At 52.4% G+C, this 24,765-nt stretch carries 23 protein-coding genes; 17 read left to right on the top strand and 6 right to left on the bottom strand.

Going from position 1 to position 24,765, the window contains the following annotated elements; all coding sequences use genetic code 11:
- The first annotated feature begins 83 nt into the window (after positions 1 to 83).
- From AC0LWN_RS12515 to AC0LWN_RS12475, 9 genes are all read left to right on the top strand, one after another.
- Positions 84 to 1,670: a histidine kinase N-terminal 7TM domain-containing diguanylate cyclase gene (locus tag AC0LWN_RS12515; protein ID WP_474665701.1), complete on the top strand. Its 1,587-nt coding sequence runs from the start codon at positions 84 to 86 to the stop codon at positions 1,668 to 1,670.
- A gap of 59 nt (positions 1,671 to 1,729) precedes the next feature.
- The gene (locus tag AC0LWN_RS12510) at positions 1,730 to 2,443 is read left to right on the top strand and encodes an HAD family hydrolase (RefSeq protein ID WP_474665699.1); all 714 of its coding nucleotides are present in this window, start codon (positions 1,730 to 1,732) and stop codon (positions 2,441 to 2,443) included.
- A gap of 102 nt (positions 2,444 to 2,545) precedes the next feature.
- A complete protein-coding gene (locus AC0LWN_RS12505; protein ID WP_474665697.1) occupies positions 2,546 to 3,652 on the top strand; it encodes an MBL fold metallo-hydrolase in 1,107 nt (368 codons plus the stop codon).
- A 69-nt stretch (positions 3,653 to 3,721) separates the two neighbouring features.
- Complete coding sequence (locus AC0LWN_RS12500; protein ID WP_474665695.1) at positions 3,722 to 4,000, top strand: hypothetical protein; 279 nt, start codon at positions 3,722 to 3,724, stop codon at positions 3,998 to 4,000.
- A 245-nt stretch (positions 4,001 to 4,245) separates the two neighbouring features.
- Positions 4,246 to 5,952, top strand: coding sequence for a cache domain-containing sensor histidine kinase (locus tag AC0LWN_RS12495; protein WP_474666068.1), 1,707 nt, complete (start codon positions 4,246 to 4,248; stop codon positions 5,950 to 5,952).
- Positions 5,936 to 6,736: a response regulator transcription factor gene (locus tag AC0LWN_RS12490; protein WP_474665693.1), complete on the top strand. Its 801-nt coding sequence runs from the start codon at positions 5,936 to 5,938 to the stop codon at positions 6,734 to 6,736. The genes AC0LWN_RS12495 and AC0LWN_RS12490 overlap by 17 nt, the downstream gene beginning before the upstream one ends.
- A gap of 113 nt (positions 6,737 to 6,849) precedes the next feature.
- A complete protein-coding gene (locus tag AC0LWN_RS12485; RefSeq protein ID WP_474665691.1) occupies positions 6,850 to 8,208 on the top strand; it encodes an extracellular solute-binding protein in 1,359 nt (452 codons plus the stop codon).
- Between the two features lie 85 nt (positions 8,209 to 8,293).
- Positions 8,294 to 9,175: a carbohydrate ABC transporter permease gene (locus tag AC0LWN_RS12480; RefSeq protein WP_474665689.1), complete on the top strand. Its 882-nt coding sequence runs from the start codon at positions 8,294 to 8,296 to the stop codon at positions 9,173 to 9,175.
- Between the two features lie 28 nt (positions 9,176 to 9,203).
- Entirely contained in the window at positions 9,204 to 10,088 is an 885-nt protein-coding gene (locus AC0LWN_RS12475) for a carbohydrate ABC transporter permease (protein WP_474665687.1), read from the top strand.
- Between the two features lie 36 nt (positions 10,089 to 10,124).
- On the opposite strand, the gene AC0LWN_RS12470 is transcribed toward AC0LWN_RS12475, so the two are convergent.
- Together AC0LWN_RS12470 and AC0LWN_RS12465 are read right to left on the bottom strand one after the other, a co-directional pair.
- On the bottom strand, positions 10,125 to 10,727 hold the full coding sequence (locus AC0LWN_RS12470) for a class I SAM-dependent methyltransferase (protein WP_474665685.1): 603 nt from the start codon (positions 10,725 to 10,727) through the stop codon (positions 10,125 to 10,127).
- Between the two features lie 103 nt (positions 10,728 to 10,830).
- Positions 10,831 to 12,216: an MATE family efflux transporter gene (locus AC0LWN_RS12465; protein WP_474665683.1), complete on the bottom strand. Its 1,386-nt coding sequence runs from the start codon at positions 12,214 to 12,216 to the stop codon at positions 10,831 to 10,833.
- A 274-nt stretch (positions 12,217 to 12,490) separates the two neighbouring features.
- On the opposite strand from AC0LWN_RS12465, the gene hxlA reads away from it, so the two are divergent.
- The 5 genes from hxlA to AC0LWN_RS12440 all read left to right on the top strand — a co-directional run bounded on the left by hxlA (position 12,491) and on the right by AC0LWN_RS12440 (position 16,075).
- Positions 12,491 to 13,123 carry a 3-hexulose-6-phosphate synthase gene (gene hxlA / locus AC0LWN_RS12460; protein WP_474665681.1) on the top strand — a complete coding sequence of 211 codons (633 nt, stop codon included), beginning with the start codon at positions 12,491 to 12,493 and terminating at the stop codon, positions 13,121 to 13,123.
- Between the two features lie 6 nt (positions 13,124 to 13,129).
- On the top strand, positions 13,130 to 13,687 hold the full coding sequence (hxlB, locus tag AC0LWN_RS12455) for a 6-phospho-3-hexuloisomerase (RefSeq protein WP_474665679.1): 558 nt from the start codon (positions 13,130 to 13,132) through the stop codon (positions 13,685 to 13,687).
- 144 nt (positions 13,688 to 13,831) lie between these two features.
- Positions 13,832 to 14,206 carry a winged helix-turn-helix transcriptional regulator gene (locus AC0LWN_RS12450; protein WP_458965149.1) on the top strand — a complete coding sequence of 125 codons (375 nt, stop codon included), beginning with the start codon at positions 13,832 to 13,834 and terminating at the stop codon, positions 14,204 to 14,206.
- Positions 14,207 to 14,381: 175 nt separating this feature from the next.
- Positions 14,382 to 15,518, top strand: a complete 1,137-nt coding sequence (locus AC0LWN_RS12445; RefSeq protein ID WP_474665677.1) for an NADH-dependent flavin oxidoreductase — start codon at positions 14,382 to 14,384, stop codon at positions 15,516 to 15,518.
- A gap of 158 nt (positions 15,519 to 15,676) precedes the next feature.
- Positions 15,677 to 16,075 carry a winged helix-turn-helix transcriptional regulator gene (locus tag AC0LWN_RS12440; RefSeq protein WP_474665675.1) on the top strand — a complete coding sequence of 133 codons (399 nt, stop codon included), beginning with the start codon at positions 15,677 to 15,679 and terminating at the stop codon, positions 16,073 to 16,075.
- A gap of 100 nt (positions 16,076 to 16,175) precedes the next feature.
- On the opposite strand, the gene pepT is transcribed toward AC0LWN_RS12440, so the two are convergent.
- From pepT to AC0LWN_RS12420, 4 genes are all read right to left on the bottom strand, one after another.
- Complete coding sequence (pepT, locus tag AC0LWN_RS12435; RefSeq protein ID WP_474665674.1) at positions 16,176 to 17,408, bottom strand: peptidase T; 1,233 nt, start codon at positions 17,406 to 17,408, stop codon at positions 16,176 to 16,178.
- 93 nt (positions 17,409 to 17,501) lie between these two features.
- Complete coding sequence (locus tag AC0LWN_RS12430; protein WP_474665673.1) at positions 17,502 to 18,167, bottom strand: class D sortase; 666 nt, start codon at positions 18,165 to 18,167, stop codon at positions 17,502 to 17,504.
- 31 nt (positions 18,168 to 18,198) lie between these two features.
- Positions 18,199 to 19,212: a hypothetical protein gene (locus AC0LWN_RS12425; protein WP_474665672.1), complete on the bottom strand. Its 1,014-nt coding sequence runs from the start codon at positions 19,210 to 19,212 to the stop codon at positions 18,199 to 18,201.
- A gap of 505 nt (positions 19,213 to 19,717) precedes the next feature.
- Positions 19,718 to 20,761 carry an LLM class flavin-dependent oxidoreductase gene (locus AC0LWN_RS12420; RefSeq protein WP_474665671.1) on the bottom strand — a complete coding sequence of 348 codons (1,044 nt, stop codon included), beginning with the start codon at positions 20,759 to 20,761 and terminating at the stop codon, positions 19,718 to 19,720.
- Positions 20,762 to 21,021: 260 nt separating this feature from the next.
- Between AC0LWN_RS12420 and AC0LWN_RS12415 the strand changes: the two genes are divergently transcribed.
- The 3 genes from AC0LWN_RS12415 (at position 21,022) to AC0LWN_RS12405 (ending at position 24,763) form a co-directional block, all read left to right on the top strand.
- Positions 21,022 to 22,449: an ABC transporter substrate-binding protein gene (locus tag AC0LWN_RS12415; RefSeq protein WP_474665670.1), complete on the top strand. Its 1,428-nt coding sequence runs from the start codon at positions 21,022 to 21,024 to the stop codon at positions 22,447 to 22,449.
- A 140-nt stretch (positions 22,450 to 22,589) separates the two neighbouring features.
- Entirely contained in the window at positions 22,590 to 23,672 is a 1,083-nt protein-coding gene (locus tag AC0LWN_RS12410) for a carbohydrate ABC transporter permease (protein WP_474665669.1), read from the top strand.
- The gene (locus tag AC0LWN_RS12405; protein WP_474665668.1) at positions 23,672 to 24,763 is read left to right on the top strand and encodes a carbohydrate ABC transporter permease; all 1,092 of its coding nucleotides are present in this window, start codon (positions 23,672 to 23,674) and stop codon (positions 24,761 to 24,763) included. Before AC0LWN_RS12410 ends, AC0LWN_RS12405 begins: the two co-directional genes overlap by 1 nt.
- Positions 24,764 to 24,765: the final 2 nt, after the last annotated feature.

Raw genomic sequence — 24,765 nt, 5'->3', positions numbered from 1 at the left:
TTTTTTTGGGAGAAAGATTCATTTGTATGAAGGAGTGAGATATAATAAGGCAAAGCTATCATGAAAAATAGGGGAAATATGACATGCCGTGGATGCAGGGTTACCCGTATTATCTACTAATGGGCAGTGTTCTAAGTCTCTACATGGGCGTCAGTTCATTCAAGCATCGCACAACACCAGGAAGACGCTATTTATGGATTCTAATGCTGCTGGTCAGCGCAATATTCGCGGCTACGGCCGGAGAAATTTTATCGGTTTCGTTCCAGGGCAAGCTTTGGTGGAAAAATCTGCAGCAGGCTCCGCTCTTTTTGAGTACGATCTTTACGTATGCGGTGATCAGAGAGTATGTGTCCCGTTCTTCGGAAGGGCTAGCCAGGAGGCTTGCTCTCTTTTGCATTCCGGTGGCGCTTGATGTTCTGCTGATCTATACCGATTCTTATCATCACCTGATGCGGAGTGAGATTGGGGTCGCTACAGTGGCAGGGGTCAGCGGGATTGTTGTTCAGCCGACAGTCCTCAGTATGCTTCTCATTGCGTATGACCAGCTTTTTGGCGTGTATGCTGTCTATTTGCTGGCGATTTCTTTGCTTAATGCACCCAAGTATTACTTCCGGCGGAACCTGATGCTGCTGGCGGGGCTGCTGATTCCGGTGGTTTCTGTTTTTCTGCTTCCACTCCTGAAAATTACGATTACAGGTTTCACGGCATTTACATATCTGCCGCCGATTGTTGCCGGGTATCTCTCCCTGTTCCGTGATCCGCGGCTTGCGCTCTATCCGCTGGCTAAGAATAAAATCTTTGAAAATATGAAAGACGGCATCGTGCTGACCGACCGCTATGACAACATCATTGATGTGAACGCGGCTGCAGAGTCCATGTTATCCGTGCTGCTTGGGGAGGAGCCTGAGCAGAAGTCCGGTACGTGGATGGGCAGGAGCATCCATCTGCTGCTGAACCGCTGTGAGGACATTGCCGGGCATTACGCGCGAAGGATGGAAGGGAAGTTCGAGATTGATGCGCCCGGCCGGGAAGACGCCTGGTACGGCGTTTCGCTGATTACGATTGAAGGGATTAATGCGAATACTGCCGGTATGCTGATTGTGCTTAGTGACCTCAGCGAGAAGAAGCGGTATGAGCGCGAGCTGCTGCTGCAGGCTACCGTCGATGATCTGACCGGGCTGTATAACCGCAGGCATTTCATGCGTTTGGTGCAGCAATATACCGTGCAGGATGGCGCGGGCATCGCGCTGCTCTTGTTCGACATAGACGATTTCAAATTGATTAACGATACATATGGACATATGGCCGGCGATCAGGCGCTGGTTGATTTCTCCCAAAAAATACTTAAGGTTTACCAAAATAACGGGATCGCCGGCAGAATCGGCGGTGAAGAGTTTGCTGTGTGCTTTTTCGCAGGCAGCGAGAGTGCGGCGCTGAAGGAGGCGGAGAGCTTCCGGGCTACCATGGGCGGGCATGTGGTCCGTTTGGACGACAGGTATAGCATCCAGCTTACCGTCAGCATTGGCATTGCGTTCACGGAGCGCAGCGATGTAACCTTCGAGGAGCTGTACCGCCAGGCGGACGATGCATTATATCTGTCCAAGGCCACCGGCAAGAATAGAGTGACGCTGGGCCGTGAGTCTGCCATGCGCGAAGCGCTGGAAGGGTAGGCTGGACCGCTGCTCAGTTCATTATAGTGAAATAGAAGCAAGGGATGGGAGGATAAAGGATGTATCAGACGTATATTTTTGATCTGTATGGCACGCTGATCGACATTGAGACAGATGAGGAGCGGCCCGAGGTGTGGGAGCGCCTAGCGCTTCATTTTGGTTATCAGGGCTTGAGCATTACCGGGGATGAATTGCAGAGGCGTTTTCTTCTGGAACGGGACCGTCAGCTTGCTGCCGCCGCGCAGCACTGCGAGTTCCCTGATTTTGTGATGGAAGAGGTCTTCCGGTCAGTAGCCCTTGAACTGGGAGGCAACCCTGGACAAGCCTGGCTGCATGAGACGGTAAGATGGCTGCGGACCTTGTCCATGATTCGGATTTCCCTGTATGACGGAGTTGAAGAGATACTGAAGCGCTTGAGATCCGGCGGCAAAAAGGTATTTCTGCTCTCCAACGGACAGAAAACCTTCATCGAGGCAGAGCTGACCATGCTGGGTATTCTCCACTTGTTCGATGGCGTGGCGATTTCGTCGGAGGCCGGGATAAGCAAGCCTGATCCGCTGTTCTACCGCTATTTGACACAGACCTATGGCGCGGACTTAAGCTCGGCGATCATGATTGGCAACGATCAGCGTACCGATATTGCCGGCGCAACGGCGGTGGGGATCGACTCCTGCTTTATTCGTACCGCCTCTTCCCCGGACAACGTTCCGGTGCAGAGCACGGTGCAGATCTGGGATGGGGATTTGCGTAAAATACCCGGATGGAATCTGTAGCTTCCCCCTGTCCTCTCCTGCCGATCCGATATTTGCCCCGCTTGGCTGGGCCGCCGTATAATATGTCCATGATCTTAACACACCGGAGAGAAGGACTATTATATGACCTTACTAATTATTATTGCGGCCTCCATTGGGGTTCTGATTGCAGTTGCTTACAGCGTAATGACGTTCTACCCTTCATTTGGGCGGAGAGCCTCCAAGAAGGAAAAGCAGGCGCTCAGCCGCTCGCTTAATTATAAGGATGGCAAGTTTGCCTATCCGGCTATAGCCGTGAAGGCGGATAACAATGCGGGAAGCAGCCTCTCGATCCTTAAGGATTTCATCAAGGGCAATCCCCGCTCAAGACCGGAGTACCCGCTCGTACCCCAGCCGCTGCAGCCGGGCTCCATTCAACAGACCCGGGACACCCGGGTAACGTGGTTCGGCCACTCCGCTCTTCTGCTGGAGATAGATGGAGTGACGCTGTTCCTCGATCCCATGCTGGGAAGCTCGCCTTCGCCATTTCCGTTTATCGGGGGCCGGCGTTACAGCAAACAGCTGCCGGTCGAGATTTCTGCGCTCCCTCACATTGATGCCGTTCTGCTCTCCCATGATCATTACGACCACCTCGATTATGGCTCGATCAGACAATTGAAGGATAAGGTAGGTATGTTCATTGTGCCGCTTGGGGTCGGAGCTCACCTGGAACGGTGGGGGATAAGCCGTGAGAAAATCCGCGAGCAGGACTGGTGGGATGAGATTCGCTATGCCGGTCTTACCCTCACCAGTGCTCCCGCCCGGCATTTCTCCGGCCGCAGCCTGCTGGACCGGAACTCTACACTGTGGTGCTCGTGGATCATACAGGGAGAGAAGACGAAAATATTTTTCAGCGGTGACAGCGGCTACGGCCCCCACTTTGCCGAGATTGGCGAGAAATACGGGCCATTTGATCTGACGCTGATGGAATGCGGCCAGTACGATCCGCGCTGGGCAGACATTCATATGGTGCCTGAAGAGACGGTGCAGGCGCATCTCGATGTGCGGGGCGCGCTGATGATTCCGATCCACTGGGGAGCGTTCACCCTGTCAATGCATGACTGGACCGATCCGGTGGAGCGTGTCTTCGCGGCTGCGAAGGCGCGGGGGGTGCGGCTGGCTACACCGCGAATCGGCGAGCCGGTCTATGCCGGTTCGGCGGAGGTTCCGTCGCGTGCATGGTGGAAATGAGAGGCGCGGCAGAGTGGAGAGTTGTGTTACAATGAATGCGCATAAATGCCGAGGAGCTGACTAACAATTATGAGCGATCAAGTAAATGAGCAGGAATTGGTGAAGGTTCTGTCCGCCAAGACTAAGGTGGACCCCAAGCTGATCCGGCTGGTGCTGAAGCATGAGCAGACTTTCATTAATAACGCCAAAGCCAACGCCAAAGGCGAGGTTGATATCGACAGCGATGATCTGGTTGACTATGTTGTGGCTCAGCGCGATGTGAAGCTGGATGAGCTGACCGTGGAGACCATTCTCGATGCGGAAATGGACTACTTAATGGATAAAGGGTTAGCCGGATATATCGACTGATCCCTTGCATGCGTTACAGGAAATTTGGATACAACAAGCCGGCTCCCTTTGAGGAGTTGGCTATTTTTTTGCCTGTAAGTCCTGATTGATATTCCTATAGCGCCGATTCTTCTTGACAAGCGGAAGAACTTTTGGAAAATTATTCTTGGTAACGCTATCAAGGAAAGAGGGAATTCCAAGTGTACGCGAGAGTCAAAGAACTGAATACGCTGCGGAATCAAATATTCATCGGGTTCCTGCTGGTTATGCTGATTATTATTGCAGTGTCCGGGGCATTGGTGTACAACAGGGTATCCTATTTGCTGAAAAATAATGCCGAGCGTCACATCCAACAGACTGCGGTGCAGGCGAACGGGAGGCTGGATGCGCTGATCGGCCAGATCGACAGTCTAATGGAGCAGGTGGCGAATCATCCGACTGTTCAGCATCTGCTGATGGAGGAGCTGAACGGCAAATCCGTGTCCTTCAATCAGCGGCAGTCCTTGCTGCAGATTATTTCCAGCTACCAGGCCTATATGCCGAGTGTGGGTTCGCTGGAGCTGTACACGGCGGATTATCGGCTGCTGTTCCCGATCAAAGACGGCAGCTTGAAGACAAGAATCAGCGATCCTTTTATCACCGAAGCTAATCTGCAAAAGGGCAGGCTGGTCTGGATTGGCGTCGATCCCAGCGATGGTGAGAGCCTGCTGGCTATCCGCCAGGTCAGCCTGATGGACCGCTGGTTCTCACGGGGCGGCTATTTAATGGCCCGCATCCAGCGCAGCTACTTCCAGCTCGATGATCCGCTGTCCGGCAGCGACGGGGGCGAGTCTGTGCTGCTGGTGAATGACGAAGGCGAGCTGCTGGGCAGCAGTGAAGAACCGCAGGCGGAATTGCTGCCGCTGCTTGCCAGTAAGGACCAGACAGTCACCTTCCGGGGCAAGGAATATGTGCAGGTGAAGCTGCGTTCGGACAAGACAAACTGGACGCTGCTGGTGCTCACTCCGGTAAGCTATGTCACTGAAGGTCTCTCTGTTCTGAGGACGGTACTGCTGGTCTCGGGCGGAATCGGAGCCCTGTTGTTCCTAATTATGTCCTTTGTGCTGTCCACCATGATCACGAGGCCGATCATCCATCTGATCCGGGCGATGCGCAAGTCCAGGCTCGGGGTGCTCACTCCTAATGAGGAGTCGGTATCTACAATGGAGCTGAGGGAACTGAATAATACGTATAACGGCATGATTGCGAGCATGAATGAACTGATCCGGGTGGTGTACGAGAAGGAAGTGCTGCAGAGCCGCACAGAGCTTAAAGCGCTGCAGGCGCAGATTAATCCTCATTTCTTGTTCAACACGTTAGAAGCGTTCAACTGGTCGCTGGAGGAGAAGGGCGAAGAAGAGCTGGCCGGGCTGGTGGTCGTTATGTCGAGACTGTTCCGGTACATTATCGGAAACCCGAACACGGATGAATGGGTTACGCTTGGAGAAGAGATGGAGCAGGTTAGGCGTTATCTGAAAATAATGGAGATGCGGATGGGGGACCGCCTGTCCTGGAATATCGAGCTCGAACCGGCAGAGGCTGCCGTACCCGTGCCCAAGCTGCTTATTCAGCCTATTGTCGAAAATGCCATTCTTCATGGGGTGGAGAGCCGGGTAGGCAGCGGAACAGTTGGTGTAAGCGCCACTCCGTCTCACCGTGAAGGCTGGACCCGGATAACAGTTCGTGACAATGGGCCGGGCATGGATGCGGACACGCTGCGGCTGCTGTGCAGCGCGCTTGCGGGCGGACCGCCCATCTCTGCCAAGGGAACGGGCGTAGGGCTCGTAAATGTGCAGCGGCGTCTTAAGCTGTACTATGAAGCGGAAGGAACGGGGATGGAAGGGCTTGACATTGAGAGTAAGCCGTCTGAGGGAACGTTAATTACTTTTGAAATCCCGAATAATGGAGGACATACGTATGAGCCTGGGCAATAGGACAATTCTGGTTGTGGATGATGAACCGAGAACGCGGCAGGGCATCCGGCAGACGCTGGAGGTCTGGGCGGCTGGCCGCTATATCATAGAGACGGCTGACAATGGAATTGATGCGCGCGAGCGGCTGCAGCATGGGCGGGTGCATCTGCTGATTACCGATGTCCGCATGCCGGAGGTCAGTGGACTGGACTTGATCCGCTCCATGGAAGGCCAGATCCGCAAGCCGGTTATTATTGTTATTTCCGGCTACGCCGAATTTGAATATGTGCAGCAGGCACTGAGGCTCGGCGCATTCAATTATCTGCTTAAGCCGCTGGACAAAGGGGAGCTGCTGGAGGTCGTAGAGACGGCTCTGAAGCAGGAGGAAGAACAGCAGCGCCGTGAGAAGCTGGAGAAGCTGGCCGATCACAAGCTGCTGGAAATTGATCCTGATACGGAGGGCATGGGGGAGCCGGTAAAAGAAGCTCTGGCCCTTGTGGAGCAGCACCTGCACGAGCAGCTGACTATGGCCGAGGTGGCCGGGAGGCTTCACTTGAATGCCAGCTACTTCAGCGTACTGTTCAAGGAGCAGACCGGTGTATCGTTCAGCGAGTATTTGTCCCGCCTGAGAATTCAGCGGGCCAAGGAGCTACTGCTGCAGACCCGCTTGCCCATCGGAGAAATCAGTGAGCGTGTAGGCTACCGCACGGATAAATATTTTATCAAGGTGTTCAAGTCCCTGGAGGATATAAGCCCAAGCCGGTACCGCCAGCAAATGAAGGATGAGCGGAGCGAAATCCAATAAAAGTGGAATTATAGCCAATGAGCGTGATCTTATAGTCCTCCGGCCGTGATGTTAAAATTTGTCTGAGAGCGGTTACAACCACCGCACAAACGAAAAATATGGAGGTTATAGGAATGCCAAAGAACAAGATAACCAAAAGCCTGGTACTGACATCCATGCTGGCGCTCGTTCTGGCGGGCTGCGGCGGGGGGAATGGAAACAACAATGCTGCCGGGAACGGCACTGCGGCCCCAGCCGATACAGCGGCATCCACTGATACACCGGCACAGAAGGTTACGATCAAGATGATGCACTTATGGCCGGCGGGAAGCTCGGCTCAGCAGAATAAGCTGGTTGGCCAGATCATCGACGATTACCAGAAGGAGCATCCGAACGTCACAATCAAACAGGAAGTGCTGGAGAATGAGCAGTACAAGAACAAGCTGAAGGTGCTGTCGGCCTCCAACGAGCTGCCGGATATTGGCATTACATGGGCGGCAGGCTTCATGGAGCCTTATGTGAAGGGCGGATTGTTCGCGCCGCTGGATGATATTCTGGGCGGTGAACAGCTGAAGGATAAATTTGTTGCCGGTACTACGGAGGCTTATGCGGTGGACGGCAAAACCTATGCCTTGCCTATCGAGCTGAATATCTCGCCAATTTACTATAACAAGGACATTTTCGCCAAATACAATCTGCAGATTCCCACTACCTATGATGAGTTCAAGAAAGTTGTGAAAACGCTCTCGGATAATGGCGTGGCCCCTATTGCTCTGGGCAACAAGGACCGCTGGACCGGGTCTCTGTGGTATATGTATCTGGCTGACCGGATTGCCGGCAGCGATACGCTGAAGAAAGCAACCAATGGTTCAGGCTCCTTCGAAGATCCGGGGCTGATCAAGGCAGCGGCTGAAGTGCAGTCCCTGGTAGACATGAATGCCTTCAACAAGGGCTTCAACGGATTATCCAATGACGAAGGCAAATCGGAATTCATGAATGAAAAAGCGGCCATGTACCTGATGGGAACCTGGGAGCTGCCGAACTTCACCACGAACCCGGATATCCCGCAGGCATTCAAGGACAAGGTTGGATTCTTCAAGTTCCCTACCGTAGACGGCGGCAAAGGAAACATCAACAGTTGGGTAGGCGGTCCCGGTGTCGGCCTGTTCGTAGCTGAATCCTCCAAGGTAAAAGAAGAAGCCAAAGCATTTGTTGAATACTTCGTATCCAAATGGGGACAGGACTCCGTGACTACAGCAGGCGTTATTCCGGCTACCAAAGTGGATACCTCCAATACCAAGCTGCCGCAGCTGTATGTGGACCTGCTTAACGAGCTTAACAATGCCAGCAGCATCACTTTGTTTGCGGATGTGCAGATGAAGCCGAACGCCGCCCAGGTTCACCTGGATATGATTCAGGCGTTATTCGGCAAAGCGGTGACGCCAGAGCAGTTCGCGGCCAAGCATAAAGAAGCGATAGAGAAAGGAAACTGAAGCTTCGGGTGATTGGCGGGAACGGAAGTCTCCTGGGTGCTGGAGTTTTCCGTTCCTGCAACACAAGGAAAGGAGGATATACCTCATGGATAAAGTGATGTCCAATAAGCTGGTGATTGCACTCTACGTGCTGCCTTCCCTGCTGCTGATCATGGGCATTATATATATTCCGATTGTGCTGACCGGCTATTACGGGCTGAACCAATGGGATGGAATCAGCAAGATGGTCTTTATCGGGCTGGATAATTACAAGGTGCTGATGAAGGACTCCGACTTCTGGCAAAGTGCCCTGCACTCCCTGCTGCTCGCTTTATTCTCGGGAGTCAGTCTGATCGGCTACCTGGGGATTGCGCTGGTGCTGTCGGGCAAGATCAAGGGAGCGAATCTGCTGCGTAAAATCTATTTGGTCCCGATGCTGCTGTCCTCGGTAGCCATTGCCCAGCTCTGGATGAAAATTTACCATCCTACGAATGGGGTGCTGAACGACCTGCTGATGTCGCTGGGAGTCGATAACCCGCCCTCTTGGCTGGCTGAACCTTCCATAGTGCTGATAGCGCTGTTTATACCGATCATTTGGCAGTACGCCGGATTTTATATCCTGATCTATTATGCCGCTCTGAAGAACATCCCCGAGTCGCTGACGGAGGCGGCGCGGATTGACGGAGCCAGCCCTTGGCAGATCGCTACCCGGATCAAGCTGCCGCTGATCAGCGAGGTGATTAAGGTTACGGTGGTGCTGTCGGTGGTGGGGTCGCTGAAATATTTTGACCTCATCTATGTGATGACTGACGGCGGCCCCAACGGAGCCAGTGAGGTGATGGCCTCTTATATGTATCATAAGGCGTTCCGCAGCTTTGACTTCGGATATGGCAGTGCCATCGGCTTCTTCCTGCTGCTGATCTGTCTGGCAGCGACCTACCTGATCCGCAAGGCTACCGCCTCCAAAGAGACGATTCAATATTCTTGATCCAGCCCACGGGAAAGGAGGAGTATTTATGAGAACTGAAGCTGCTTACAGCTATCCGCCCTTGCGGCAGCGGAACGGAAGCCATCTGCTGCGCAGATCGGGCTACAGCCTGCTCTATATTGCGCTCATTGCTGTGGCTGTGATCCAGGTGCTGCCGCTGGTCTGGCTGTTTATTTTCTCGCTGAAGAACAATCAGGAAGTCTTCAATATGGCTCCCTTTGCGCTTCCGGCACATCCCCACTGGAGCAACTACGCCAATGTGTGGTCGAACGGAAATATTGGGCAGTATTTCATCAACAGTGTGTGGATTACAGCGGTGTCGCTGGCGCTTACCGTACTCTTTGCCAGCTTTGTTACCTTTGCGGTAACCCGTATGAGATGGAAGGGCAGCTCGTTTGTGCTGGGCCTGTTCATGGTGGGACTTATGATCCCGGTCCATTCTACGCTGATTCCTCTATTCAGTACGTTCAACAAGCTTCATTTGACGGACAACCCGGTCTCCATCATCCTGTCTTATGTGGCCTTCAACCTGCCGACAACCATCATGATCCTGCTCGGTTTCTATTACTCACTGCCGAAGGAAGTGGAGGAGGCGGCAATTATCGACGGCTGCTCCGTGAATAAAATGTTCTTCCGGATTGTGCTGCCCATGACCTCCTCAGTGCTGGCTACTACGGCGATTATTAATATGATCTATAACTGGAATGAGTTCATTTTCGTCAACACATTCATTAGCTCAGATCATTTCAAGACGCTTACAGTCGGGGTGCAGAATTTCATCGGCCAATACACTACGGATTGGGGCGCCATCGGCGCGACTCTGATGATCAGCATTCTACCGATTCTGTTGGTGTTCCTGATTATGAGCGAGCGGATTGTTGAGGGAATTGCGGCTGGTTCTGTAAAAGGGTAATGTGTGAGGCGAGTGCGCTGCGCCAGAAGAAGAGATTCACCCCTTGCTGCGGCAAGAGAAATAGAAAAATTCATCATCCGCGGTCACAACATGGTCAAAAGCATATTTGGCTGCCAGGCGGGCAAGCTCTTCATTGGCAGGAATAGGTGGGCGTTCACTGGTGTAACCGATGCGCTGATGATGCTCCTTCAGACCCTGCCGTGTTCTGGAGTGGGCAATCATAAAAGTGCCGCCAGGAAGCAGGCTGCGCTGCGCGTTGGCGAACAGCATGTCCAGATCGGAAAAATGGGGGATGCTGTTATAGATCAGCACACAGTCAAAGCCCGGACGGTAAGCGAGCGGGCTCTCGAAATCGGCGCAGTCCGTCTCCGCCTCAGGGAAGCATCTGCGCAGTTCCTCCAGCATGGCCAGGGAAATGTCCATCGCCAAGTAGCGCCGGGGAGCAATCTGCCGCTTCTTCAGTGCATGGAGAATGACGCCGCTGCCGGACGCCACGTCCAGGAGACTCTGTCCGCTTTGTATGCCGAGGGCGCCCACGGCCTTTTCCGCCTGCCCAATCGCTTCATCGTTGTTGCTCCAGACAGGGGCGAGGGTATTGAACCGCTCAGTTTCTATTTCTTTCCGATCATTCATTGTCATCGCAAACTTCCTCCTTATTTGTTGTAAATTGGATTATGCCATGTATAAAAAAGCGGTTCACCGGATCTTCAAGGATCTCGTTGAACCGCTTATTCATTATACGTCAGTTCGCTGGGGCAGCGGAATGGCCGGCAGGCTCTGCCGCATCGTGCTTGATCAGGCCGTGCTTCTCCCAGGCTCTGCTTCTCCATCGGAAATACATGATGACCGCCCGGAGCCATTCGTCAAAAGCGGTAGCCAGCCAGACCCCGGCCAGACCCAGATTAAGCTGGAACACCAGCACATAACCGAGCGGCAGGCTAAGGCAGACCATCGAAATAAGCCCCATATAGACGGGGAATTTGGCATCGCCGGAGGCGCGCAGCGAGTTGATAATAACGAGGTTGCAGGTGCGGCCTGTCTCCAGAAAGATACTGAGCAGAATCACCTGTGCACCCAAGGCGACAATCTCCATATTATCCGTGAACAGCCCCATTAGCGGCACACGGAAGAAAATGACGGCGGCGTCTATAATGACCGTAACGAGCAGCGCCCACTTCACACTGTCGAACACCCGCTTGTAGGCCTCCTCCGGCCGTTTTGCTCCGACGAGATGCCCCACGATAATCGAGGTACCCATGGACACCGCAACGCTGAAAAGATAAATATAGTTGGAAATATTCAGTGCATACTGGCGGGTAGCCATTGCCTCAGCACCCAAATACGTAATATATAAGGTGAACACCAGCTGGCAGGATTGATAAATAACCGATTCAAAGGCGGACGGGATGCCGATTCTGAGAATTTGCAGCACATATTTTTTGGAAAGGTGAATGTAATAGGTCCATTTGACCCGTACTTCCATAATGCTGTAGAGCAGCAGGAAGAAGATCACGAGGCAGATCAGCCGGCTGGCTATCGTGGAAATCGCAGCACCCTCTACGCCCAGCGCCGGCAAGCCGAAATGTCCGAAGATCAGCAGATAGTTGCCGACAACGTGAATCACATTCATCAGCAGGGACACCAGCATCGTCTGCTTGGTGAAGCCGTACGTACGGATGGTAGTTGCCAGAGCATTCAGCAGCGCCTGCAGAAAAATCCCGCCCCCGACAATATGAATATACACCTTGGCGTGAACCAGAATATCTCCTGTAACGTTCAGCATGCGCAGCAGCGCTTCTCCGAAGATCAGCAGCACTGTACTAAGGATAATGCCTACAGCCAGATTAAGAGTAACGGCGTTGCCGGTGACTTTTGCGGCTTCCTTGGGGTTCCTGGCTCCGAGATATTGTGAGACAACAATCGCTGCGCCGTTGCCGATCACGCTGAGTATCAATATAGCCATTGTAATGATCTGATTTGCTGCACCAACCCCAGATACCGCATCATCCGATACGGAGCTGATCATAAATGTATCCACACTGCCCATAAGCATGAACAAAAACAGCTCCAGAAAAATCGGCCAGGTCAGCTTAATTAAATTAAAATCCTGATGTTTCGTCTGCTCCATTACACACCTTCTTCAAGTTATTCCTTGTTGCCCAATCGCCTTAAACAAGGTGTATGTTAGCACAGCTTTTATGAAATTGCAGTAATTTTACGAAAATACTGAAAAAATCATCGTGTATTTTTCCAAAATACGCTTGAAGCAAATCTTACATACGTACAATAGTATCCTCGCGGTGACTACACCACAATAAAGTGCCTACTTCCCTTATTAAACCTATGGACGCTACACTATGTACAGCACTTACTTAAATATATTAAAAAGGAGTCTGGTATAGATGAAGCTGCAATTAGCGCTGGATCTTGTAGATATTAACGGAGCAAAGGAAATTGTCTCGGAGGTCGCCGAATTTATTGATATCGTAGAGATTGGAACTCCGATTGTCATTAATGAAGGGCTGCATGCGGTTAAGGCGATTAAGGACGCTTTTCCTTCTCTGGCCGTATTGGCCGATCTGAAAATTATGGATGCCGGCGGTTATGAGGTAATGAAGGCAGCGGAAGCGGGCGCGGATATTGTAACGGTACTCGGCGTATCCGATGACTCGACAATCAAAGGCGCCGTTGAGGAAGCGAAGAAGAGCGGCCGGGAGATTCTGGTGGATCTGATCAACGTGAAGGATATTTCGGCCAGAGCGGCTGAAGTCGATGCGCTTGGCGTGGATTACATCTGTGTGCATTCCGGTTACGACCATCAGGCTGAGGGCAAAAACTCCTTTGCCGATTTGCAGGCGATCAAGAGCGTCGTGAAGCAAGCGAAGACGGCGATTGCAGGCGGCATCAAACTGGGTACGCTGCCTGAAGTCATTGCAGCCGGTCCTGATCTGGTGATTGTAGGCGGCGGTATTACCGGCGAAAGCGACCAGAAGGCAGCGGCGGCGGAAATGAAACGCCTTGTTAGCCAGGCGTAGAAATTCATGGATACTGTGGAATATGCCCAGGAAATTGTCAATGAGCTGCAGCGCTCGGTCTCGCAGCTTGACGCAGCGGAGGCAGAGCGGATGGCAGAACTGCTTCTGCGCGGGGGCAAGATATTCGTTGCCGGGGCAGGCCGCTCGGGCCTGATGGGCCGGGCATTCGCCATGCGGCTGATGCATGCCGGGAAGGAGGCCTACGTCGTCGGCGAGACGGTGACACCCGGTATCACTGCTGGCGATGTGCTGGTGCTTGGCACTGGCTCCGGCGAGACGGCAAGCCTCTTGTCCATGGCCAGAAAAGCCAAGGCTGTGGGAGCCGCCGTTGTAGCAGTGACGATTTCCCCGGAGTCGTCTATAGGACGGCTGGCTGATCTGATCGTCCGGCTGCCGGGCGCGACCAAAGAACAGACGGACGGCGGCCAGATCACCATCCAGCCGATGGCGTCGCTATTCGAGCAGACCCTGCTGCTGTTCTATGATGCCGTGATCCTGCGGATCATGGAGCAGACCAGCCAGACCTCCACGCGGATGTTCGGCAAGCATGCCAATCTGGAATAATACGAAGACAACGCCTCTCCGGGGAACTGGGGAGGCGTTGTTTGTGTGCAGCGCTTGGCGAAGCTTGGTGTAACGCCATCCGCGCCATGTGCGTTCCCTGAGCATTCTGTAGTATGATTAGGAACGAAAGGGGGCCGCTTTAAATTGGCGACGGAGATTAAGGACCGCATTAACCTGAAGGAAATCAACTGTGAGAAGGAACTTACGCTTGCTGTCATTGGCGGGAAGTGGAAGCTGATTATTTTGTGGCATCTGGGCCTGGAAGGGACCAAACGCTTCAGTGAGCTTAAGAAGCTGATTCCCCATATCACGCAGAAAATGCTGACCAACCAGCTCCGTGAGCTGGAGGAAGACCAGCTTGTATCCAGACAAGTGTATGCCGAGGTTCCGCCGAGAGTAGAATACTCATTGACGGAGTACGGGCAAAGTCTGCTTCCTGTGCTGCGCATGATGTACGACTGGGGCAAAAACTACGGCGAGAATGTAATCTGGAAGGACATTCCCCTAAGTGAAAGATAGCAAGTGAATAGATGCCTCAATGCTTATATAGATAGTATCTGCAGGGAAAGTACGTTACAAAAATGTGCCTGCTTTCTTTTTGTGTTCAACTAGGTTACACTATGTACGAAACTTACTAAAAGATATTAGACATTTCAGTTTGCTCTATATAATCAGTTTGGAGGGATTACAGACAATGTTGACAACAGATTATAGTCCACTGCTGGACTCGTTCCGGTTCACAAGCGGAGTCTCCTTGAAAAACCGCGTAGTTATGGCTCCCATGACTAACTTCTCCTCAAATGAGGAAGGTGAGGTAACCGGGCCTGAGTTGGATTACTATATCCGCCGTTCCAAAGGTGTCGGTATGGTGATTACTGCCTGTGTATATGTATCCCGGGGAGGCAAGGGATTCCCGGGCGAATTCGGTGCCGACCGCGACGAGCTAATACCGAGCCTGCGGCAGTTAGCCGATGCAATCAAGGGCGAAGGTGCGAAGGCAGTTCTGCAAATTTTCCACGGTGGACGCCAGTGCCCTCCGGCGCTGCTGCTTGACGGACAGACCGTCAGCGCAAGCGATGTTCCGGCTGAGCTGCCGGGCGGCGGGAATGGACCTGTTCCGCGTGCGCTGACCAATGAAGAAATCGAAGGCATTATTGCCGATTTCGCTGCGGCCACACGCCGGGCGATTGAAGCCGGATTTGACGGCGTGGAGATTCATGGTGCGAACGGCTATCTGCTGCAGCAGTTTTTCTCCCCGCATTCCAATACGCGCGATGACCGCTGGGGCGGAGATTTGCAGAAGCGCCTGACGTTCCCGCTGGCCGTTCTGCGTGCAGTGAAAGACGCGGTGAAATCACATGCGGCATCGCCGTTTCTTGTGGGCTACCGCTTTTCACCCGAAGAACCGGAGACACCCGGGATTACGATGGCCGAAACCTTTGCGCTTGTAGATGCGCTCAAAAAGGAAGGTCTTGATTATCTCCATGTCTCGCTGCAGGAGCTATGGTCACTGCCCCGGCGCGGGACTGAGGACAGCCGTCCACGGATTGAGCAAATCGTTGACCGCGCAGGCAGCGGACTGCCGGTGATTGGGGTAGGTTCCCTATATACGGCGGACGCTGCCCTCAAGAGTCTGGATAGTGGAATTAGCCTGGTGGCTCTGGGCCGCCCGTTGCTGATCGAACCAGACTTCGTGCAGAAGATCACTGAAGGCCGGGCCGATGAAATTGAGACCGAGCTCGACCTTTCCGCCCAAAGCGCTCTTGTAATCCCTGATCCGCTATGGGGTGCATTGATCCACACTGGAGGCTGGATACCGACTAAGGGATAAACGCCTGCTCTAATGAACGAATATTTCATGACAAATAACCTCAGATTGCCGATAAATCAGGGCAATTTGAGGTTATTTCTCTTTAGTTTCCAATTATGTATGATACAATTGTATTATTTAGGGATATACATATTTAGGGAAAAAGGAGTTCGGAGACTATGAATACACAGAGGATAAGCGAAGCATCCGGCCCGAACGGCAACCCCAGTTCACTCCAGAATACCATTGAGCTGATTGGCGGCAAGTGGAAAGGTGTTCTGCTCTATCATCTGATCGGCGGTCCGAAGCGCTTCAATGAAATACGCAGATTGTGCCCGGATATTACCCAGCGGATGCTGGCTATTCAGCTCAGAGATCTGGAGCGCGATGGTCTGGTTCACCGCAAGGTGTATCCGCAGGTCTCCCGGAAGGTGGAATATTCTCTAACAGAGTGGGGCAGAGGGCTGGAGACAGCCCTTCTGAACATCAAAAGCTGGGGAGAAGCTTACCGGGAGGAGTTCTCCAAGGAACATCCGCAGCCGCCGGAGGCTCCTGCATCGGCTTCCTCTGTCAAATAGTAGCCCGGAATGAACGCAAACATCCCCGGAGGGCAGCTTTTTGCTCCCAGCCGGGGATGTTTATTTTTACTATGCATGTAGTGCAGCATCAGCGTCCGTTCTAGGCTTTTTGCTCAGTCAGCTTGGCAATCTCGACAATAACCTGAACGGCCTTCAGCATATCATCTACAGAGGCATATTCAAATTTGCCGTGGAAGTTTTCGCCCCCGGTAAAAATGTTCGGTGTAGGCAGTCCCATATAGGATAGCTGCGAGCCATCCGTGCCGCCGCGGATCGGGCGAATCACCGGCGTAATGCCGAGATTGTTCATTGCTTCCTCGGCGATCGTGACAATATGGCGCACAGGCTCGATTTTTTCCCGCATGTTATAGTATTGATCCTTCATTTCCAGCACTACATTCTCCGCTCCGTAGGTAGACTGGAATTCCTCTACAATCGCGGTGATATACGCCTTGCGGCTCTCGAAGGACTCACGGTCAAAGTCGCGGATAATATACTGTAGCTTGCTGTGCTCCGCCGTCCCCTGCATCGAGGTCAAATGGTAAAAGCCCTCATAGCCGTCAGTGAATTCCGGTGCTTCCCCGGACGGCAGTCTGTGATGGAAGGCCATGGCGATTTTGGCGGAGTGGATCATTTTGCCTTTGGCGGTTCCGGGATGCACATTTACGCCTTTGAAGCTGATTTTGACGCCGGCAGCGTTGAAGCTTTCATACTCCAATTCTCCAAGCGGTCCACCGTCAACGGTGTATGCGTGGGAAGCGCCGAAGCGGGCAACATCGAATTTATGCGGTCCGCGTCCGATTTCCTCATCGGGGGTAAAAGCGACTCTGATCTTGCCATGCTTGATTTCCGGATGCTTCAGCAGATAAGCCATAGCAGTCATAATCTCGGCAATTCCCGCCTTGTTATCCGCACCCAGCAGAGTAGTTCCGTCTGTTGTGATCAGCGTGTGTCCTTTATAATGGGGCAGCTCAGGGAAGCTATCCGTGGAGAGCACGATATTCAGCGCCTTATTAAGAACAATATCCTTGCCGTCATAGTTCTCGACAATTTGCGGCTTCACACCTGCACCGGTGAAATCAGTCGCGGTGTCCAGATGCGCCAGGAAGCCGATGGTCGGAACCTCCTTGTCAGTGTTGGCGGGCAGTGTAGCCATGACATAGGCATGCTCGTCCACCGCAACTTCTGTTAACCCTAGCGCTTGCAGCTCATCTACCAGCTTATGGGCCAGATCCATCTGCCCCGGAGTGGAGGGACAGTTGTCGTTATCCTCGTTCGATTGGGTATCTATCTTTGCATACGAAATAAAGCGTTCTATCAGCTCTTCTCTCATCACAGGTCATCTCCTCAATATCATCGTATATCTATATTATCACTTTCTATTCAATGTCTCATCCCTAACCCCAAATTCTGGGCAAAATACGGCTTATGGCCGCAGGGACGCCGAAAGTGGCTCCTTGCGGAGCAGAGATGCCGTGAGCAGATAGCGGTCAGGCGCGGAGCCGATGTAAGTGAACGGGTAGCAGGTAATCAGCGTCAGGATGGGCCCGGTGCTCTGGCGGATTGCTCCCCTGGCATCCCCGTCGACAATGGCGCTCCCTGTAACGGTATAGATGAATTTCCCCTCAGCGGACTCCACTTCAATAAGATCATCCTTCACTAAATCGCCCAGGCCGCGAAATACGGTGTCGCGGTGACCGGCCAGCACGCTGTTGCCTTTGGCGCCAATTGCAGCGCTTCCTTCATAATGACCAGCCCCCTTCTTGAGCTGTGGACGCTCCGTTCCCTCCAGAATTGCAATCCTCCGGTCCAGCTTGGGAAAATAAATCTCCCCAATAATCTCGCCCTCTGTGTAGGCTGGTTTGGATGTATTCTTCTCTTTGGAAGGGCTGACCATTCCGGCAGGCAGCGGGGTTTCTTCTTCCGGGACGGTGAGACGCGAGGCTTCCTCCCTCTTTTTCTCCCAATCCTGCAGGGCATGGCGGGCTTCGGCAGGAGCTTTGAGGATCTGAAAGACAGAATAGAGCAGCAAGCACAAAGAGAGTATGAGGATCAGCTTCACGGCAATGGACAGACCGGAAAACTTCTTCATACTCTCTCCTCCAAACTATGATGAAATGGCCTTACTTCTTGGAGTTCAGTCTGCGCAAGACGATGATACTGACAATGGCTACAGCCAAGCTGAGCAGAATCAGGTTATACCAAGGCTCAGCGGTATCCGGCAGCCGGTCGTCCCCTGGTGCTGCAAGCGGAAGCTCGTCATCGGGCAAGGTTACCCCGTTATCCGGTGATGGTGAAGGCGCGCTGCCGTTCGTGGCCGCTCCCGTACCCGGTGAAGCTGATGGATCATCGCCGCCAAGCGGAACAGGCGGATCTGTTACGGTAACTTCAGCACCCGGCGAAGCTGTTACAGCAGGCGAAGCGGAAGGTGTGACCGCTGTTCCCGGCACCTGACTGTAAGGCGGTGAATCCGTTGGTGCAGGCGAGGCAGGCGGAGTTTCACCCGGTGAAGCCGACGGAACAGGCGTAGCTGAAGCCGTAGGGGCTGCGCTTGGTGAAGCCGACGGCCCAGGTGTAGCCGAAGCCGTTGGAGTCGCACTCGGTGAAGCTGACGGAACAGGCGTAACTGAAGCCGTAGGAGTGGCGCCCGGTGTAGCCGATGGGCCAGGTGTAGCTGATGCGGAAAAATCAAAGGCTACACTGGTTGTCTTCGCCTGATATTCGTTGCCGGCCTCGGACGGGAAGGTTACATTCATTTGAATGGTCTCCTGTTCATCTCCGGCCAGCGTACCGACAGCCACCCGGCCCTCCGCCTCGCTCATTACTCCTGAATAGAGGATTACTCCCTCTTTTTGCAGGGTCATTTGCAGAATATTATACAATTCTTCGTCCCCGGACAGGAATTTGAAGTCCACATAGTAGTCGAACTGCTCATTGCCTTCATTAATTACCGTATATTCCGAGGTAGTTGTATCTCCCGGCTGCATATTGTGCATTTTCGCGGTGCTGGTTGTATGCGAATTTACTGTAAGTTTTATCGTATCCTCTGCGCTTACTCCCCCGGCATGCCAGATGACTCCCGCCAGAACGATCAGAACATACAAACCTATAAAAGCCTTGTGGTATTTTCTACTCACTTTCCCGCTCCTTTCTTCTGGGAAGTATCTCCGCCACCCGGCAGACTTTCGGCATAATCCTCACTGAAAATGGCTGTTTGCTCGCATCCTGTCGAATGGAGTGGTTTTTTGCAGGACCACTAATTTCTCTGGTGCGTCCAAAAAAGAATTAAGGCAAGGAAACACTCACAGTTATGTTCGTTATAACGAATAACTACAGTATAATCAAAATTGTGGATAAAGAAAAATAGAATAAATCATGCTTATTCCTCAAAAGGAAGCGTGTATATGATCTGAAACCAGATTATTTCTGGTTAGCTCCTGTATCCTTATTATTTCTCCGTTTTAGACGGTGATAATCGTATTTTATAAAGAACATTATCATTGTTATGCCCACAAAAAAAGCAAGGAGATTATGAGCCGGGAAAGGAATCAATCCGCTCCCGTATCTCTACAATCTCCTTGCTGTGTAAAAGCAATTGTATAGCTAAATCTTGCTTAATCTAGCCAACCCTAACCCTGTCGTTTAGTTTTCCTTGATTAGCTCTGCTACAAGCTCATAAGAATGGATACGGGCTGAGTGGTCATAGATCTGCGAAGCAATAATGAATTCGTCGGCATCTGTCTCCTGTGCAATCTGCAGCAGCCGTTCCTTGATCAAATCTTTGTCTCCGGCTATGGAGTAGAGCTGCTTGCTCTGCACCAGGGCCTTTTCCTGCGGCGACCACAGACCGTCCATGCTGTCCACCGGAGGCTGCAGCTTGCCGGTACGGCCGCGGATGATATTGAGGAATTGCTGCTGCTGCGAGGTGGCAAGCCAGCGGGCCTGGGCGGCTGTATCCGCAGCTGTAATGCCTAGTCCGACCATCACATGCGGCTTGTCGAGCGCTTCTGACGGCTTGAAGTTGCTGCGGTACAAATGCAGAGCCGGCAGCAGATAGTCAGGGGCGAAATGGCTGGCAAAAGCGAACGGCAGACCGAGCTGGCCCGCAAGCTGGGCGCTGAATCCGCTGGAGCCAAGCAGCCAGATCGGAACGTTCAGCCCTTCGCCTGGAACCGCGCGTACACCAAGCGGCCGCGAGCCGGCTCCGTTAGGGTCGAAATAGGCTCTGAGCTCGCTAAGCTGCTCGGGGAATTCACTGCCGTCGCTGCCGAGACTGCGGCGCATGGCTCTTGCAGCAGCCTGGTCGGAGCCTGGGGCTCTGCCGAGCCCCAGGTCGATACGGCCCGGATACAGCGATTCGAGTGTTCCGAATTGCTCGGCAATCATAAGCGGTGCATGGTTCGAGAGCATGATGCCTCCCGACCCTACGCGGATATGCTTGGTGCCTGCAGCCACATGGCCGATCACAAGCGAGGTGGCGGAGCTGGCAATACCCGGCATATTATGATGCTCAGCGAGCCAGTAGCGGTGATAGCCCCACTCTTCGGCATGACGGGCCAAATCCAGCGTGTTATGAAAAGAATCCGCCGCTGTTCCGCCCTCCACAATCGGGGCCAGATCCAGCACGGAAACCGGAATGTCCTGCAGTTTTTTCACGAATAATCCCTCCCAAATAGTTTTTTTCATATCTATAGGCAGTATTTGCAGAGCAGAAGTGATGAACCTCACAATTATAACATGAAATAATATTATTTACACACTTTAAGTAAGTATAGTCCTATTGATAAGCCTTTTGGGGCTGGGTATACGGGGATCGGCACAAAATAAGAATAATTAATTGATGTGGAACATAGGAATGTGTGGTATTGGAAAGGCATAGATGCAAGTCCGGGATACATGATGAAGTAATGCAGTCTCTAAACCAATTAAAGGGGATGTATGAAAAGATGAAGAAAGCTCCAGGACGCAAACTGTCACTCGCAATGGTGCTGTGTTTATCCTTCACCATGCTGCTTAGCGGATGCGGCGGAAATAATAATACCAATAATGCTGCGCCTACGGATTCACCAGCAGCAACAGTAGCACCAACTGCGGATAACAACCAACCATCACCAGAAGCTTCAGAGGCCGCTACTGCAGGCTCACCGCTCGATTTGGCGATGAAGGGTGAATATAAAGGAACCAAGGTAACGATGTTTGGACCGTTCGTGGACGAGGACCAGGTGAAGTTCGAGAAAAGCATCAAAGAATTTGAAGAAAAAACCGGAATTGATATTCAATATGAAGGCTCCAAGGAATTCGAAGCGACTATTAATATTCGCGTGGATGGCGGCAATGCGCCGGATATCGCTGACTTCCCGCAGCCGGGTCTCTTGGCTTCTATCGCCAAAACCGGCAAGGTTGTCGATCTGACCAGTGTGCTGGATCAGGAGAAGCTGAAGGCCAACTACAATAAGAGCTGGCTCGATATGTCCACAATGGACGGCAAAGACGGCAAAATTATGGCCGGGATCTGGAACCGCAGCAATGTAAAGAGCCTGGTCTGGTATCCGAAGAAGCAGTTTGATGAAGCAGGCTACAAGGTTCCGGAAACATGGGATGATCTGATGGCTTTGACGGAACAAATCGCCAAAGACGGTGACCCGGCATGGGCGATCGGCATTGAGAGTGGTGCTGCCACCGGCTGGCCGGCTACAGACTGGGTGGAAAACATCATGCTGCGTACGACTACACCTGAGAACTATGACAAATGGGTCAAGGGCGAGCTGCCTTTTACCTCTCCGGAAGTTAAACATGCAGTGGAAGTAATGTCTAAAATCTGGCTGAACAAAGATTATGTCTACGGCGGCACTAAATCAATCGTAACTACCGCCTTCGGCGATGCTCCAAAACCGATGTTTGAGAATCCGCCCAAAGCCTGGTTTAACCTGATGGGCAATTTTATTACCAGCTTCTTCCCGGAAACTGCCAAGGTCGATACCGACTATGACTGGTTCTACCTTCCGCCGATTGATCAGAAATACGGCAAGCCGGTGCTTGTAGCAGGGGACATTTACGCTATGTTCAACGACCGTCCTGAAGTACGTGCGGTTATGGAATTCTTCACTACAGGCGAATCTATTAAAACCTGGGTTCAATCCGGCGGCGTGATTGCTCCGATGAACGATGCTTCCCTTGACTGGTACAAATCTGAGTCCGACCGTCGTATGGCAAAGCTGGTACAGGATGCGTCTACTTTACGTTTTGATGGCTCTGACCTTATGCCTGGTAAAGTAGGCGCGGGCACCTTCTGGAAAGGCATGACCGACTATGTGAGCGGAACAGCCACACTGGATCAGGCGCTGGAGCAGATTCAGTCCGGCTGGAAGAATTAATAGGAACAGGCCTGAGATAACACGCTAGTGGTCAAAAGAGGGGCAGTTAGCAGTGCGGATAACCTGCCTCTCTTTTTGTTTTTTTAAGGGGATGCTTACGAAGAGAGTTTTGCTCCGCAAAACTTAAGGAGGAGCTAATAATGGATGTACAAGCAAAGCCAAAAATCAGCGTCAGAGCATTGCTGCTATCTCTTGGCGTAATTGCAGCCAACGTCGTGATCAACGGATTGATCTTCTTGTTTTTCCGTGATTCTACGCTGAATCCGCTGCTGACCGCAGTTTTTGCCGTGCTGTGGGGTGTGCTGGGCGTTTATCTGATCTACTATACCCTGAACTGGGCGGTGGAGCAGTATCCCGATCATGTCCGCAGAAGGATCCAGCCTTATGTGTTCATTGGCCCGGCGGTGATTGTTCTCGGCTGGCTGCTGATACTGCCCGCGCTGCGGACGCTGTATTTAAGCTTTTTCAACGCTTCTTCGGAAAAATTTGTCGGACTCAGCAACTATGCCGCGATCTTCAGTGACCATCTTATGGCGATAGCGCTGCGCAACAATCTGCTGTGGGTGTTCGTAGGGACCTTGGCGTGCGTCGCTTTCGGGCTGCTTATTGCTATTTTAGCCGACCGCAGCAGCTATGAAAAAATCGCCAAGTCGATCATTTTCATGCCAATGGCTATTTCTTTTGTGGCTGCGGGTGTAATCTGGAAATTTGTCTATTACTATCAGCCTGGCGACGAGCAAATCGGGCTGCTGAATGCGATTGTGACTTATTTTGGCGGCGAACCGCAGGCTTGGGCGAGTATGCTGCAGCCCTGGAATAACTTTTTCCTCATTATTATTCTGATCTGGATGCAAACCGGGTTTGCAATGGTTATCTTCTCCGCAGCGATCAAAGGGGTTCCCGATGACATCCTGGAAGCCGCGCGTGTGGATGGCGCCGGTGAGGTGAAGATTTTTTTCGGCATTATGATTCCGTTCATTTCCGCCACAATCCTGACAGTGACAACAACCATTATTGTCTTTACGCTGAAAATATTTGACGTCGTCATGGTGATGACGGGAGGTCAATACGATACAGAAGTGGTAGCGACACAGTTCTACCGGCAGTTCTTTATGTACCGCAATTTCGGCTACGGCTCGACGCTGGCTATCGTTCTTTTGATCGCGGTATTGCCTGTAATCTTTATTAATCTGCGTCAGTTCCGCAAGCAGGGGGGATTCTAATGGCCGGCAAAAAGAAAAGAAAAGGCAGCAAGACCATCGTTAATCTCGTACTTGGTGTGATCTGCTTTCTCTGGCTGCTTCCGACACTCGGCCTATTCATTTCCTCCTTCCGTCCTGCGGCGGATATTTTGCAGACCGGCTGGTGGAAGGTATTTCCCCATCAGGAGTGGAAGGCGGGCGAGACCCTGCAATTGTCCAAGGATGTGGACCTGAGGGAGCCGATTGAAGTAAACGGCAAAACCTATACGGACGACCAGTTGAAGGCGGGCGTTAAGGCTGATGACAGCCGCCTGATGTGGGAGAACCGCAGAGCGCGCACAATCAACGTGCAGGAGCAGGGCTGGAAAACCGTGCCGGATCTTACGCTCGACAATTATAACAATGTGCTGTCGGGCAAGGAGTACAAACTGAGGGAGGCCGACGGCAGTGAAACGGTGCAAAAGGGCACAGGCTTATCTCAGGCTTTCTGGAATACGCTGACGATTGCTGTTCCAGCCACCGTCATTCCGGTGCTGATTGCCTCTTTCGCCGCTTACGCCTTCGCTTGGCTGCGCTTTCCGGGCCGCAAAACGCTGTTCGTCATTATTATCGCGATGCTGGTGATTCCGATTCAGGTGGCACTGATCCCCGTGCTTAAGGATTATACGGCGCTCGGGCTGAACGGCAGCTACCTGGGGATTTGGCTGGCGCATACCGCGTTTGGTCTGCCGCTGGTTACGTATTTTATGTATAACTTTATAAGCCAGTTGCCCAAGGACCTGTTCGAATCGGCCTTTATTGACGGTGCCAGCCATTTCACGATATTCAGCAGACTGATTCTGCCGCTGTCCGTACCCGCCCTGGCTTCGATCGGAATCTTCCAGTTCCTCTGGGTATGGAATGATTATCTGGTCTCGCTGATCTTTATTGGCAACCAGCCTTCCGTGCAGGTTATGTCGATGAAAATCGCTGACCTTGTCGGCTCGCGCGGCAACGACTGGCATCTGCTGACTTCGGCTGCGTTCATTTCCATGCTGATGCCGCTGGCGATTTTCTTCCTGCTGCAGAAGTATTTTGTCAGAGGGCTTATGGGCGGATCGGTGAAAGGCTGACG

The organism is Paenibacillus sp. sgz302115 (genome assembly GCF_056120445.1).
This window is presented reverse-complemented; position numbering and strand designations above follow the sequence as displayed.